At 72.7% G+C, this 15,009-nt stretch carries 9 protein-coding genes and 1 pseudogene; 4 read left to right on the forward strand and 6 right to left on the reverse strand.

Translation table 11 applies throughout. The features are described 5' to 3' along the window. Nucleotides 1–191, reverse strand: a pseudogene (locus AC13HU_RS14685) (hypothetical protein); the annotation flags it as partial. Then, nucleotides 188–598, reverse strand: a complete 411-nt coding sequence (locus AC13HU_RS14690) for a roadblock/LC7 domain-containing protein (RefSeq protein ID WP_483042289.1) — start codon at nt 596–598, stop codon at nt 188–190. The pseudogene AC13HU_RS14685 and the gene AC13HU_RS14690, both read right to left, overlap by 4 nt. A 310-nt stretch (nt 599–908) precedes the next feature. Here AC13HU_RS14690 and AC13HU_RS14695 point away from each other — a divergent pair, with 310 nt between their 5' ends. From AC13HU_RS14695 to AC13HU_RS14705, 3 genes are read left to right on the forward strand one after another with little or no spacing between them, the layout of a single operon-like run. Beyond that, complete coding sequence (locus AC13HU_RS14695) at nt 909–1,829, forward strand: helix-turn-helix domain-containing protein (RefSeq protein WP_483042290.1); 921 nt, start codon at nt 909–911, stop codon at nt 1,827–1,829. Then, nucleotides 1,826–2,074 (forward strand): DUF397 domain-containing protein, encoded by a 249-nt coding sequence (locus AC13HU_RS14700; protein WP_483042291.1) that lies wholly within the window; start codon nt 1,826–1,828, stop codon nt 2,072–2,074. Before AC13HU_RS14695 ends, AC13HU_RS14700 begins: the two co-directional genes overlap by 4 nt. A gap of 40 nt (nt 2,075–2,114) precedes the next feature. Next, entirely contained in the window at nt 2,115–2,942 is an 828-nt protein-coding gene (locus AC13HU_RS14705) for an SAM-dependent methyltransferase (protein ID WP_483042292.1), read from the forward strand. Between the two features lie 161 nt (nt 2,943–3,103). Here the strand turns inward: AC13HU_RS14705 and AC13HU_RS14710 are convergent, their stop codons facing one another. Together AC13HU_RS14710 and AC13HU_RS14715 are read right to left on the reverse strand one after the other, a co-directional pair. Then, on the reverse strand, nt 3,104–4,723 hold the full coding sequence (locus AC13HU_RS14710; RefSeq protein WP_483042293.1) for a S53 family peptidase: 1,620 nt from the start codon (nt 4,721–4,723) through the stop codon (nt 3,104–3,106). A gap of 293 nt (nt 4,724–5,016) precedes the next feature. Continuing rightward, nucleotides 5,017–7,875: a helix-turn-helix transcriptional regulator gene (locus AC13HU_RS14715; RefSeq protein ID WP_483042294.1), complete on the reverse strand. Its 2,859-nt coding sequence runs from the start codon at nt 7,873–7,875 to the stop codon at nt 5,017–5,019. Nucleotides 7,876–8,398: 523 nt separating this feature from the next. On the opposite strand from AC13HU_RS14715, the gene AC13HU_RS14720 reads away from it, so the two are divergent. Next, a complete protein-coding gene (locus tag AC13HU_RS14720) occupies nt 8,399–11,977 on the forward strand; it encodes a choice-of-anchor D domain-containing protein (RefSeq protein WP_483042295.1) in 3,579 nt (1,192 codons plus the stop codon). Nucleotides 11,978–12,301: 324 nt separating this feature from the next. Here the strand turns inward: AC13HU_RS14720 and AC13HU_RS14725 are convergent, their stop codons facing one another. Then, a complete protein-coding gene (locus AC13HU_RS14725) occupies nt 12,302–13,777 on the reverse strand; it encodes a cryptochrome/photolyase family protein (RefSeq protein ID WP_483042296.1) in 1,476 nt (491 codons plus the stop codon). Continuing rightward, the coding region (locus AC13HU_RS14730) for an SDR family oxidoreductase (RefSeq protein WP_483042297.1) at nt 13,774–15,009 on the reverse strand (1,236 nt) is incomplete at its 5' end. The genes AC13HU_RS14730 and AC13HU_RS14725, both read right to left, overlap by 4 nt.

The following is a 15,009-nucleotide window of genomic DNA, read 5'->3' on the forward strand; positions in this document are numbered from 1 at the left end:
GGCGTGGGCTGCCGGTCGTGCGGGCCGCCCTGAACGAGCGGGTCGGGTCGGACGTGCGGGTCGGGCACGTCATGCAAGTCGTGCGCCTCGCGTGGTTCGGGTACGACGGGCCGAACGTGCGCGTCGCACCGTTCCTCCAAGGCGCGCAGGGGCCGCAGGCCCGGGTCTTCCGCCGGGCGCGGATCCGTCATGCGGGGCCGTCCGCCTCGGCGCCCGGCGCTCCCGAACCGAGGATCTCGACCAACTGCTTGCCGAGCACGGCGAGTTCGGGACCCGCCGGGTCGATTTCCGCGTCCGCGGCGGCTATCACCACCAGTACGCTGTCCGAGCCCGCCTCGGCGAGCACGATCTGCCCGTCGTGCATGTCCACCACCAGCGTCCGGATGCCGCCGCCCTCGGCCTGCTCCACGGCCCGCCGCGCGACGCCCATCATGGACGCGCCCATCGCCGCCCAGTGTTCGACCCGCTCGTCGTCCAGTTCGTACGCGCACAGCGGCAGTCCGTCCTCCGCGACCACCAGGGCGCCGCGCACCCCCGCGACCGGTGCGAGGTGCTCCTCGACGGTCTTCTGCACTTCGGGGTGGACGGTGGGGATCATGATGTCTCCGGTATCGGTGTGGGAGTCGTGCCCCGCCGTCACCGCACCTCCGCCGCCCGAGCCGCCCCGGCCGCTGATGCCCGAGAGGTGCCGGTGCCGGAGTGGGTGCCGCGGGAGCCGTACGGGCCGCCCCACATGCCGTGCAGGGCCCGCGAGTTGCGCGGGCGCCGCATGTCGCACGGGCCGTGCGGGCCGCGCGAGGCGATCCGAGTGGGCGTCACAGCAGGTGTCACGGCTTCACTATGCGCGTGCATCCGATCACTACGCAAGGGGCAATGTGCATGATGCAGGGTGCTGGATGTGTGAACGCGTGGCAGACTGCGACCACGGTCGGCGCACGTTCGAAGAGGAAGGCGCATCGGTTGTGAGTGAACGGCGTGCTGCCCCAACGGTATTGCAGATCTCGCTCGGCCGGCGGCTGCGGGATCTGCGCGAGGCGGTCGGGTTATCGGCGGCGCAGGCCGGTGAGCGCATTCGCGTGGCGCAGTCCACTGTCACGCGGCTCGAAGGTGCCAGGACCTCCCTCAACTATGCTGCTGTAAAAGCCCTGTTGGAGCTGTACGGGGTGTCGGGGTCCGAGGCCGGGGACTTCCTGAACCTGGTCGACAAGGCCAACGAATCCGGCTGGTGGCAGAGTTATCGCGACGTGCTGCCCGGCAGGTTCGGCGTGTACGTCAGCCTGGAGAGCGCCGCCTCTCAGATCCGCAGCTACGAACCGCAGGTGGTGCCCGGGCTGTTGCAGACCCCGGGCTACTGCGAGGCGGTCATCCGGCTCGGCTTCCCCCGGGAGTCCGACGACGAGGTACGCCGCAGGGTCGCGTTGCGGCTCGAGCGACAGAACGTGCTGACCCGCGCGGACAGTCCGCCGTTCCTGTGGGCGGTCATCGACGAGACCGCGATCCGGCGGCCGGCCGGCAGCCGCGCGGTGATGGCCGAGCAGATCGAGCGCCTGATGGAGACCGCCGACCTGCCGAACGTGGCGGTCCAGGTGCATCCGTTCGAAGCCGGCCTGCACCGGGGCGCGTTCGGACCGTTCACGCTCTTCCGTTTCCCGATCCCGGACTTCCCGGACATCGCCTGCGTCGACAGCCTCCGGGGCACCGCGTACCGGGACGAGAGCGCCGAAGTCGCGCTCTACCGCGAGACGTTCGAGCATCTGATGACCGGCGCGCTGGCGAGGCGACGCACCAAGGGCTTTCTGGACGGCCTGCGCAAGGAGTACCTGCGATGAACCCGAGACACGTCGAACACGCCCCCGCCGCGCTGGGCGTCGAGGGCTGGTCCCGCCCGTGGAGCGGCACCAACGGCGAAGCCTGCGTCGAGGTCAAGCTGCTCGGCGGTGGACGGGTCGCGGTCCGCCAGTCGACCGACCCCGGCGGTCCGGCGCTGATCTTCCCCGCGGAGGCGGTGGCGGCGTTCGTGGCCGCCGCCAAGGACGGCCGGGCGGACTTCCTGGTCGGCTCCGGCGCCCTCTGACTTCCCCCCGTCCGTACCGACACCCATCCGGGAGACAGCAGTGAACGATCCGGCGACCGGCGGCAGCACCGTGGACGATGCCGAGAACGTGCCGAGTTCGGCCCGTATGTACGACTACGTCCTCGGCGGAAAGGACAACTACGAGATCGACCGGGAGCGGGTGGACGCGGCCGAGCGCGCCTACCCGGGCATCAAGGACGCGGCCCGGATCAACCGGATGCTGCTGCTGCGCATGGCCCGCTACTTCGGCGAGTTGACGGATGTCGACCAGTTCATCGACGTGGGCACCGGCATCCCCACCGAGCCCAACTACCACCAGGTCATCCGTGCCGCCAGGCCCGAAGCCCGCATCCTGTGCACGGACTTCAGCAAGACCGTGCTGCGCTACACCGAGAGCCTGTCCGAGCAGGACCCCGAGGGCCGGATCTGCTACGTGCACGCGGACGTCCGGGAGCCGGAGAAGATCCTGGAGGCGGCCCGGGCCCACCTCGACCTGAGCCGTCCGGTCGCGATGACGATGGTCGCGCTGCTGCACTTCATATCCGACGAGTTCGACCCGTACGGCATCGTGAAGACGCTCACCGATCAGCTGGTGTCCGGGAGTTACCTCGCCATCAGCCAGGTCACCGGCGACTTCGACGCGGAGGGCGGCGAAGGGGTGGTGAAGGTCTACCGCGCCGGCGGCACCCCGGCGCAGGTGCGCTCGCACGCCGAGGTGACGAGGTTCTTCGACGGCTTCGAACTCGTCGAGCCCGGACTGGTCGTCGCGCCCCGGTGGCGGCCGGACCTCGCGGTGCCGATGCCCTGGCCCGCGCCCGAGGGCGGCGACCGCACCCCGGTCTACGCGGCCATCGGCCGTAAGCCGTGAGCCGTCAGCCGTAGACCGCAATCCGTAGGCCGTATACCGCAAGCCACAAGCCACAAGCCACAAGCCGCAAGCCACAAGCCACAAGCCATAAGGCGGTCCGCGGCCCGGACGGGGAAGCCCCGTCCGGGCCGGGTCGTCGTCACGGCCCGAAGGCCGTCACGTCACTGGCCGAGCAGCGTGGAGGAGAGGGTGGCGGCGTTGTACGAGCCCCAACCCGTCGCGAAGTCCCAGCCCTTGGCGGCCGAGTAGGCGCCGTTGCTGCCACTGGTGATGTCGTGGAAGCCGGTGCCGGCCGCCGCGTACAGCGCCGGGTTGGCGAAGCCGAGCTTCGCCTTGCCGGCCGCGGTGGCCTGCTGGTTGTAGAGGGCGGCGAAGGCGGCCCACTCGGGCGCCGCGGCGCTGGTGCCGCCGACCTGGCCCCAACTGCCCTGCGAGTAGATGGACACACCCGGGCTCGGGTTGGCCAGCGCCGAGACGTCCGGCACCTGGCGGTTGCCGCCGCCCGCGCTCTGCTGGACCGAGGTCTGCCAGCTAGGGATGGAGAACTCGGTGGAGACGCCACCGCCGCCGCCGGACCAGGCGGTCTCCTTGCTCCAGGCGTTCGACGAGGTGACGGTCAGCGTGGTGCCGCCGACGCCCGTGACATACGGGTCGCTCGCCGGGTAGTCGACCGAGGTGCCGCCGTCGCCGGCGTCGTCGGAGCCGTCGTCACCGGAGGCGGCGAAGAAGCCGAGGCCCTCGGCCGCGCCCTGCTTGAAGACGGCGTCCACGGCGGTGATGTTGGCGCTGGTGCGCTGCGATTCGGCGGCGCCCCAGCTGATCGAGGTGACGGGGGTGCCGCTGTCCACGATCGCCTGGTAGGTGTCGACCTCGCCCGCGTCGGAGTTGGGGCCCTCGAAGACCGTGATCTGGGCGGCCGGCGCGACCGCGTTGAGCACCTCGATGTCCAGCTCGACCTCGACCTGCCCGTCGCCGAGCGAGCCGGAGCCGCCGTCCACCTTGCTGACGGTGGGCGCGGTGGAGCTGAGGCCGTAATTGCTGTCGTACTTGGTGATGTTGGACTGCTGGAAGCCGTCGAACTCCAGCAGGGCGACCTTCTGGCCGCTGCCGGTGGCGCCGGAGACGTTGTAGCCGCCCTTGATCTGCGCCGGGGTGTAGCCGCCGCCCGGGCCGTTGTGCGGGGTCACCTTCGTGGCCTGGTGGTGCAGCAGCGAGCGGTTGTTGAGGCCGGAGACGCTGCTGACGATCGAGGCGATCGAGGAGGGCACCGAGGGCGCGGCGGTGTTGGCGTAGAAGGTGCGGCCGGTGGAGCCGTCCTTGTAGTTCGCCAGCGTGGTGCCGAACGCCTTCTGCAACTGCGTGGCGGTGCCGGTGGTATCGATCAGCTGGTTGCCGGAGTGCACGGTGCCGACCTTGAGCCCCTGCGAGCGCAGGTAGTCGGTGACCTTCTTGACGTCGGCGTCGCTGCGGCCGAACTTGGCGGCGTACTGGGCCTTCGTCAGGTAGTGGCCGTAGGACGACGAGTGGGGGTTGCTGACGTTGGCGATGAAGGTGTCCAGCGCGCCCTCGTTCCGGGCCGTGAGGCTCACCGCCACGGATATCTGCTTTCCGGCCGCGACGTCGCCGGTGCGGACGGCGTGCGAGGTGAGGCCCGGCACGACATCGCCGGCCAGGGAGGTACGGGCCGAGTCCGCGTGGGGGGCGGCGTACGCGGCGGGGATGGCCGCGGCCAGCAGCGCTGGAGTCGCGGCGGCGACCAGCAGTTTCAGACGGAGCGTCACGAAGGTCCTCCATGAGGGGATGGTGCCCGGATCGGGACGAGCACCACGCTAGGGACAGTTGGGGCCGGGCATAAGCGTGGGAACCCTTGCGACGACTGTTAACGATGTGTTTCCTGTGGCAGGCGCGGGGAGTTGGTGAACCATATGTGTGGGCAAGGTGTGCGGAGTGCTACGGGCGCGGACCCATGGGCACGGACCCGCGCACCGATCCGTGGTACGGCCGGGGCGCGGCGCACCGGTGTGCGGTCCGGCCGTCAGGCGCCGTCGGCCGGGCGGACCTTCCGGCCACGGCACTACGCGGGCCGGAGCCCCGCGGACGCCATCACATGGGCCAGTTCGGTCCTGGACCGGACACCGAACTTCCGGTACAGCCGTGACAGCGTTCCCTCGACCGTCTTGACGCTGATGAACAGCTCCGCGGCCACCTCCCGATTGGTGGCGCCGCCACGGACGAGATCGGCGACCCGCGTCTCCGCCGGCGTCAGGCTCGCCGCGCTCGCCGTACCGCGCACCACGGCGTCCACCCGGGCGAGTTCGTCCCTGGCGCGCGCGGCGAGCGGGGCCGCGCCGGTCCGTTCCGCCAGCTCCAGCGCCTCGGTGAGCGCGGCCCTGGCCGCCGTACGATGCCGGGCCCGGCGCTCCACGGCGCCGAGTGCGGTCAGCGTACGGACCAGCTCCACCGGCAGCTCCAGCGGGCGCAGCCGCTGCGCGGACGAACGCAAGCGCACCGCGCCCTCCTTCGCGCGCCCGGCGGCGGCCTCCCACAGCCCTTCGGTACGTTCCAGCGCCGCCAGCACGCTGCCGGGCACCGGCCGGGTGAGGCGTTCGCGGGCCCGGCCGAGCACCGTGGCGGCCGCGTCCGTCTCACCGGCGGTCACCAGCGCCTCGGCGAGGTCGGCGTGCCAGCACAGCAGCGGTGGATCGGCGGCGCCCATCGCGGCACCGATCTCCAGGGCACGGCGCAGCGACTCGACGGACAGGGCCGCGTGCCGGCGGTCGCCCGCGAAGAGCGCGGCCTGCCCGAGCGCGGCGAGCGCGCGCAGCAGGAAGAGCTGGTCGCCGTCGGCCTCCGAGGCGGCCACCGCGTCCACCGCGAGCCGCCACGCGTCGTCCGTGTCGCCGCCGAACGTCTCGGCCAGGGCCGCCGCGTAGAGCGCGGGCGCGGAGGTCAGGCCGGCGTCGGCGACCACCTGAGTGCAGTGGGCCGCGGTCCGCAGCGCCTCCCGGCACTCCCCGGCCCGCACCTGGACCCGGGTGAGCGCCACCAGCGAGGCGACATCCTGCTCGACGTCGGCCGCGTCGCCGGTGGCGTCCAGCAGCGCCATCACCTGGGCCCGCGCGGACCCGACCCGGTCGGAGTCGAGCGTCAGGATCGCCCGCATCCGCTGGATGCCCCAGCTGCGCGGGCCATGGTCGGCCCGGGCCAGCGCCCGGTCCAACGCGGCCTCGGCGGCTGCCGGTTGGCCGGCCAGCGAACGCACCCGGGCGAGCGTGGACAGCGCGTCGACCTCCGTGCCGGTGTCCCCGACGGCCGCGGCGCGGCGCGCGGCGCGCAGCGCGTGCTCGGCCGCCTGCGTCAACTCCCCGCACAGCAGGCCGCGCAGGGCCGCCCACTCGTACAACTTCGCCTCCAGTGACCGGTCGCCGGCCGCCTCGCGCAGCCCGTCGGTGATCAGCGCCGCCTTGTCGCGCAGCGCCTGCCCGGCGTTGCGCAGCAGCACCAGCCGGGCGGCGACCCGGCCGGGCGCCGACGCGGAGCCGTCCAGGACGCGCTGCGCGATCCGCTCGGACTCCTCCCGGTGGCCGGCGTCGCAGGCGAACCCGGCGGCGGCCAGCAGGCGTTGGTCGTGCAGTTCGGTGCGGGCGGCCGGGGTCCGGCCGGCGGCGAGCGCGGCCAGCTCGGCCGCGGTGGCGGCGTCGCCGCGCTCCCGCGCCCGGTACGCGGCGGCCATCACCGTATGGGCGGTCGCCTCGTCCTCCTGCGGGTGGGCGAGCGCCAAGTGGCGTGCCGCGGCGACGGGTTCGCCGACCGCGGCGGCCAGCAGCGCGTGGGCCCGGCGGCGGGCCGGTCCCGAGACGTCCGCGCACAGCGCGACGGGCAGCAGCGGATGGCTGAAGCGCACCGCGCCCGAGGCGTCGCAGGCCGCCAACCCGAGCCGCTCCGCCGTGTCGAGCGCCGCCGCGGTGGGCTCGGTGCCGGCGGCCGACCGCAGCAGGGTGAGGGTCGGTCGGGTGGCGGCCGCGGCCAGCAGCAGCACCTCCTGCACCGGTCCGGGCAGGGTGCGGACCCGGTCCAGGACGAGCGCGCGCAGTTCCGGCGGCACCGGCAGGTGCCCGTCGGACAGCGGCGGCGTGCCGGCCCGCAGCGCGTCCCGGCCCAACGCCAGTGCGTACAAAGGGTTTCCGGCCGCGGCGTGCAGCACCGCGCGCAGCGCGGACGCCGGCAGGGTCACCCCGGAGGCGAGCAGCAGCAGCGCGATGTCGTCGTCGCCCAGTGCGGGCACGGCGACTTCGGCGCTGCCGGCCGGGCAGCAGCGGGCACGGGCGGGCCGGCCGCCCACGGACACCCGTTCGGTGGCGGCGATCCGTACGTCGGTGTTCTCCAACCGGTGCGCGGCGAACGCCAGTACCTCCGCGCTCGGTTCGTCCAGCCACTGCAGGCCGTCCACCACCAGCACGACCGGTGCGCGTACCGCCAGCAGCCGCAGCGCCTCCAGTACGGCCACCCGCACCGCGAGCCCGCCGTACGGCCCGACCGGCCCGTGCCCGCGCAGCAGCGCGGCGCGCAGTGCCGTACGCGGCCCGGACGGCAGCGCCCACACCACGTCCTCGGGCACCCGGGCGAACAGGTCGATCACCCCCAGGTACGGCAGCGTGGTGTCCACGGCGGTGGGGGAGCAGCACAGCACCGTGGCGCCCTCGTCGGCGGCGCGCGTGGCCAGCGCGTCGAGCACCACGGACTTGCCGATCCCGGCCGGGCCGTGCAGCAGCAACCCGCCGTCCCGGCCGAGGTGTTCCCACCCCGCCTCCAGCAGTGCCTCGCGTCCGGTCGGGGCGGTGCGTGGCCGCCGCACAGGGCCGCCGCCCGTGTGCGCGGGCGCGGGTGTGTGGAGCCGGTAGGCCGGTGCTGCGCCGGCGGCTTCGTGTGCCACGGTGCGGGCTGACCTCCTCGTCCGGGACCGCGCGGGGCGGGCCGCTCGGGGCACGGTCTCGATTGGTGTCCATGACAATCACTGCCAAGCCGCCTGTCAATGGCGCGAGGCGCTCCGGCCAGGCCGTTTTCATGTGATTGTGACCTCGCGCAAGCGGACGAAACGCCCCCGGCATGTCCGATGTTGTCGCCGCGTCCGTCGCGCGCCCGCTTCCCTACCGCGCGCCTCCCGCGCGGTCGGCGGGAACCTCGCCGACTCCGGTGCCGCGAGGGCGAGTTGCTCAAGTGATCACGCTCAATCTTGCAAGCAAAAGTCGAGATTCAACGAAAGTGGATCTGGATATTGCAGCGATGTGTCGGAGGGGTTACGGTCCCCCTGCGTCGCCACCCGAACTCCCGGTGGCGCAGCGGTATTTCCCCCCTGCCCCCACCCCTTCTCCCAGCTCGTTCACTCCTTGGCCCGCACCCGGCCGCGCTAGGCGGCGCGGTGCCGGTCCGGCTCTTCGTGTCGAAAGGAGCAAGACGTGTTCAGACACCTGCGAAGTCTCAGACGCGTGGTCGCGGTCGGAGGCACCACCGCGGTGCTCGCCGCGGGCGGCGTACTCGGTCTCGCGTTCCAGCCCGCGGCCGCGGCCACGGCGGCGGTCGCCACCGGCGGCAACGGCGCGAGCCTTCCGTACGTCGAGGTGCAGGCGGAGAACTCCGCCACCACCGGCACCGTGATCGGGCCGAGTTACGCCGCCGGCAACCTCGCCGACGAGGCGTCCTACCGCAAGGCGGTGACGCTCCAGGGCTCCGGCAAGTACGTCACGTTCACCACGCCGGTCGCGACCAACTCGATCGACTTCCGTTACAGCATCCCCGACACCGGCGACGGTTCGGTGTACACGGCGCCGCTGTCGCTGTACGTCAACGGCGCCAAGCAGCCGGACTTCACGCTGACGAACGCGTACTCCTGGTACTACGGCAGCTATCCGTTCACCAACTCGCCGGGCAGCAACCCGCACCACTTCTACGACGAGGCGCACCGGCTGTTCGACACCACCTATCCGGCCGGCACCACCTTCAAGTTCCAGGTCGACTCGGGCGACACCGCGTCCTCCTACACCCTCGACCTCGCCGACTTCGAACAGGTCGGCGCCGCGCTCCCGCAGCCGGCCGGCTCGGTCTCGGTGACCAGCAAGGGCGCCGACTCCAGCGGCGCGGCCGACTCCACCGCCGCGTTCAACGCCGCGATCAGCGCGGCCGGCACCGGCGGCACCGTGTGGATCCCGCCGGGCACGTACAACATCCCCGGCCACATCAGCGTCAACAACGTCACCGTCGCGGGCGCCGGCATGTGGTACTCCACCGTCACCGGTACCGCCCCCGGCTTCTACGGCACCTACGGCACCGGCGGGCCGGCGAGCACCAACGTGCACCTCCAGAACTTCGCGATCTTCGGCAACGTCCAGGAGCGCGACGACAACGCGCAGGTGAACGGGATCGGCGGCGCGATGAGCGACTCGTCGGTCTCCGACCTGTGGATCGACCACATGAAGGTCGGGGCCTGGATGGACGGCCCGATGGACAAGCTGACCTTCAGCGGGATGCGGATCCGCGACACCACCGCCGACGGCATCAACTTCCATGGCGGGGTGACCAATTCGACCGTCACCGACAGCGACATCCGCAACACCGGTGACGACGGCATCGCCACCTGGGCGGACTCCTCGCTCGGCGCCGACGCCAACGACACCATCTCCGACAACACCGTCTCGGTGCAGACCCTCGCCAACGGCATCGCGATCTACGGCGGCCACGACAACACCGTCACCGGCAACCTGGTCCAGGACACCGGCCTCGCCCAGGGCGGCGGCATCCAGGTCGGCCAGCGCTTCACCTCCACGCCGGTCGGCACCACCACGATCAGCAACAACACCATGATCCGGGACGGCAGCCTCGACCCGAACTGGCAGTTCGGCGTGGGCGCGCTGTGGTTCGACGGCAGCCAGGGCGCCATCACCGGCCCGATCAACGTCTCCAACGCCCTGATCGAGCAGAGCCCTTACGAGGCCGTGCAGTGGGTCGAGGGCACCATCAGCGGGGTCAACCTCAGCAACGTCACCATCGCCGGCACCGGCACCTTCGCGCTCCAGGAACAGACCGGCGGCGCCGCGAAGTTCACCAACGTCACCGCCACCGGCGTCGGCGCCTCCACGCCGATCTACAACTGCGAGGGCGGCAACTTCGTCGTCACCGACGGCGGCGGCAACTCCGGGATCGACGGCACCCCGATCTGCGGACCGTGGCCGACCCCGGTCTTCCCGCCGTACCCGCCCTCCGGCGTGACCGCCAACCCCAGCGCGCTGTCGTTCGGTTCGGTCGCCACCGGCACCACCAGCGCCGCGCAGAGCGTGACCGTCTCCAACCCGACCAACGCGGCCGCGCCGGTCTCCTCGATCGCCGCCTCCGGTGACTTCGCGCAGACCAACACCTGCGGCAGCTCCATCGCCGCGAACGGGTCGTGCACGGTCAGCGTCAAGTTCAGCCCGACCGCGACCGGTTCGCGCACCGGGTCACTGACCGTCGACGCCGGCGGCGTCACCAACACCGTCACCCTGTCCGGCACCGGCACCGCACCCGGCCCCGTGCTCAATACCAACCCGGGCGGCCTGTCCTTCGCCGGCACCGTGGTCGGCGACACCGCCGCCGCGCAGGCGGTCACCGTCACCAACTCCGGCACCACCTCCGCGACCGTCTCGGGCGTCGCGGTGACCGGTGACTTCGCCCAGACCAACAACTGCTCCACCATCGCGGTCGGCGCCTCCTGCACCGTCAACGTCACCTTCAAGCCGACCACCGGCGGCGCCCGCACCGGCAACCTCACCGTCACCAGCAACGCCAACAACAGCCCGACCACTGTCGGCCTGACCGGCAGCGGCATCGACAGCAGCACCGACATCGCGGCCGGCAAGCCCGCCAGCGCGAGCAGCAGCAACAGCCTCTACCCCGCGACGAACATCACCGACGCGGACGCCTCGACGTACTGGGAGAGCTCCGGCGCGTTCCCGCAGTGGGCGCAGGTCGACCTCGGCGCGAGCTACAGCGTCGGAAAGGTCGTGCTCAAGCTCCCGCCGGCCACGGCGTGGTCCACCCGCACCCAGACCCTGTCGGTGCAGGGCTCCACGGACGGCTCCAGCTTCTCCACGCTGGCGGCTTCGGCCGACCGCACCTTCGACCCGTCCACCGGCAACACCGTCACCATCACCTTCAACGCCGCCGACGCGCGGTACGTCCGGGTGAACATCACCGCCAACTCCGGCTGGTCGCAAGCCCAGTTGTCGGACCTCGAGGTCTTCCCCAGCGGGAGCGGCGGCGGCACTCCGCCGTCCTCGGCGACCCTCGCGGCCAGCCCGACCTCGCTGAGCTTCGGCAGCGTGGCACCGGGCATCAGCAGCGACCCGCAGACCGTCACCCTCACCAACAGCGGTTCCGCGGCCGCGTCGGTCTCCTCGATCGCCGCCTCCGGTGACTTCACGCAGACCAACACCTGCGGCAGTTCGATCGCGGCAAACGGCACCTGCACGGTGAGCGTCACCTTCAAGCCCAGCGTGGCCGGCGCCCGCACCGGCACCCTCACCGTCTCCGGCAACGCGTCGAACAGCCCGACCACGGTCCCGCTGTCCGGCACGGGCATCGATACGGTGAGCGCCAACCTGGCCCTGCACAAGACCACCAGCGAATCCAGCCACACCGACGTCTACCCCTCGTCGAACGTGACGGACGGCAACCAGGACAGCTACTGGGAGAGCGCCAACAACGCCTTCCCGCAGTGGGTCCAGGTGGACCTCGGCTCCGCGCAGAGCGCCAGCCGGGTGGTGCTCCAGCTCCCCGCGAGCTGGGCCGCCCGGAGCGAGACGCTGGCGCTGTCCGCGAGCACCGACGGCTCCACCTTCACCACCCTGGACGCGTCCGCGAGTTACAACTTCAACCCGACCGCGTCCAACGCCGTCACCCTGTCGTTCCCCGCGACCAGCCGGCGCTACTTCCGGCTGAACTTCACAGCGAACAGCGGCTGGCCGGCCGCCCAGCTCTCGGAGTTCCAGGTCTGGAACATCTGACCTGCCCGCACCACCGATCCGCCTGCTCCACCGATCCGCCTGCTCCACCGATCCGCCCGCTCAACGGTGCCGCCGGGCGAACCCACCCGGCGGCGCCGCCATGCGCCCCAGCGGCCCTCCCGGCAAGGTCTGCCCCGCTCGCCGCCCTGGCACGGCCGTCCTCCCCCAGAGCTTCGCCTGGGTGGGGGTGCCCCCGGCGAAGCCAGGGGGAGGGCCCCCAGTTGCCGCATCGGCCGAGTAGGCCCACTACGAGGCCGCTGCGGCGCCTTGCGGCCGACCACGCCGGCACGCCTCGCCACCGGGCAGACCTTGCCGGTCGCGGCACTAACCGAGTCCCCGCGCGTGCCTGAACCGGACCAGCCCCTCGGCCAGTTCCACGATCGGCTCCGGGTAGTCGCCGCACCCCGCACGCTCCCGCGCCGGCAGCCTCCACGGCTCGTGCACCACCGCACCCGCCACCCCGGCCAGCTCGGGCACCCAGCGGCGCACGTAGTCGCCGTCCGGGTCGTACCGCTTCGCCTGGAGCAGCGGGTTGAGCACGCGGTTGGGGCGGGAGTCGGTGCCGGTGCCCGCCACCCACTGCCAGTTGAGCTGGTTGTTGGCGATGTCGCCGTCGACCAGCAGCTCCAGGAAGTGCCGGGCGCCCACCCGCCAGTCCAGGTAGAGGGTCTTGGTCAGGAAGCTCGCGGTCAGCAGCCGGCCCCGGTTGTGCATCCAACCCTCCGTACGCAGTTGCCGCATCGCCGCGTCGACCACCGGGTAGCCGGTCCGGCCCTGCCGCCACGCCTCCGCGTCGGCCTCCGCCGCCGCCCCGGTACGCCAACGGTCGTGCCGGGTACGGTAGTCGGCCGACGCCACGGCAGGGCGGGCGGCGAGGAGTTGGTGGTTGAAGTCGCGCCAGCACACCTGCCGGACGAACGCCTCCGCGCCCGGCCCGCCCTTTGCCAGCGCCCGTCGTACCGCCTCGACCGGGGAGAGCGTGCCGAAGTGCAGGTGCGGCGAGAGCCGCGAGGTCGCGTCGCCGGGCAGGTCGTCGTGGCGCGCGTCGTACTCCCCGACGCCGCGCCGCAGCCACGCGGTGAGCAGCCGTCGGGCCTCGCCCTCACCGCCCGCGGCCAGTTCGGGCGAGATCGCGCCGACCGTCCCGCGCGGCGCGAGCGGCGCCGACCGCACCGACACCGGCACCCGTACGGCCCGCGGCGCTGCCAGCGGATCGCGCAGCCCCTCCTGCCGCCCGCGCCGGAAGTACGGGGTGAACACCGCGAAGTGATCGGAGTTCTGCGGGGTGACCCGGCCCGGCGGCACCGCCGTGACCACCGCGTCGTGGACGTGCAGCCGCCGCCCGTCCGCCGTGAGGGCCCGCCGCAGCCGCTCCTCGCGGCGCTGCGCGAACGCACTGCACCCGGCCGCCACATGCACCTCGGCCGCGTCCGCCTCCCGCGCCACCGAGCACACCTCCGCCACCGTGTCCCCGGCCCGCAGCACCAGCCGCCCGCCGCGCTCGCGCAGCCCGGCGTCCAGCGCGCCCAGGCAGTCGGCCAGGAACGCCCGCCGGTTGGGCGCGGCGAACCCGGCGCCGTCCACCGCCGGATCGCGGACGAACAGCGGCACCACCTCGTCCGCGCCGGCCAGCGCGGCCCGCAGCGGCGGATGGTCGTGCAGCCGCAGGTCGGAGGTGAACAGGACGACCGCGCGGCGGGCCGTAGCCGAACGCACCGCGGAGGAAGCGAAGTTGGTCGAGCGCGCCCGGGTGGATGCGGAGTTGGTCCCGTGGCCGGCTGACGCGGCGGACCCGCTCATACGGCGCGGCCGTCCGTCGGAGGGCCGCCCTTCGGCCGTCGGCCCGGCCCTGCCGCGCCGACGGAGTGGGCCTCCGACCCGTCCACGCGGCTCGCCGCCCGCGCGATGTTGCGGGCCATCCCGCCGAACACGGCAGCGTGGAAAGGGGAGATGGCCCACCAGTAGGCGTGCCCGAGCAGCCCCCGCGGCTGGAAGACAGCGCGCTGGCGGTAGCGGGTACGGCCGGAGATGTCGGTGCCGGCGCGCATCTCCAGCCATGCCGGACCCGGCAGCCGCATCTCGGCGCGCAGTCGCAGCAGCCGGCCCCGTTCGATCTCCTCGACCCGCCAGAAGTCCAACGAGTCGCCGATCCGCAGCCGTTGCGCGTCGCGCCGCCCGCGCCGCAGCCCGACCCCGCCCACCAGCCGATCCAGCCAGCCGCGCACCGCCCACGCCAACGGGAAGGAGTACCAGCCGTGTTCGCCGCCGATACCCTCGATCACCCGCCACAGATCGGCGGGTGAGGCGTCGACCGCCGCCTCCCGCTCGTCGGTGTAGAGGCTGCCGCCGGCCCAGTCGGGGTCCGTCGGCAGCGGATCGCTCGGCGCGCCCGGCATCGACGCCGACGACCAGCGGGTGGTCACCTGCGCGTCCCGCACCCGTTGCAGCGCCAGCCGCAGCGCGGTGTCGACATCGAGCGGACCACCGGGCGGATCGGGTACGTAGTCGGCGATGTCGTGCTCGTGGCACACCACTTCGTACCGCAGCGACTCGGCGAGCGGGCGCGCCACACCCGCCGGCACCGGCGTGACCAGCCCGACCCAGTGGCTGGACAGCCGGGGCGTGAGCACCGGCACCGGTACGATCACCCGCCGCGGCAGCCCGGCCACCGCCGCGTACCGGCGCATCATGTCCCGGTACGTCACCACGCCGGTGCCGCCGATGTCGAACGCGCGGTTGACGTCGGACGGCATCGCGGCGCTGCCCACCAGGTAGCGCAGCACGTCCCGGACGGCGATCGGCTGGAGGCGGGTACGCACCCAACTCGGCGTCACCATGGCCGGCAGCCGCTCGGTGAGGTAGCGCAGCATCTCGAACGACGCGGAGCCCGAGCCGATGATCACCGCGGCCCGCAGCACCGTGGTCGGCACGCCCGACGCCAGCAGGATCTCGCCGACCTCCGCGCGCGAGCGCAGATGCGGTGAGAGCCGGCCGGTCGGCACGTCCCGCGGGGTGAGCCCGCCGAGGTAGAC

It is taken from the genome of Streptomyces sp. NH27 (assembly GCF_056859195.1).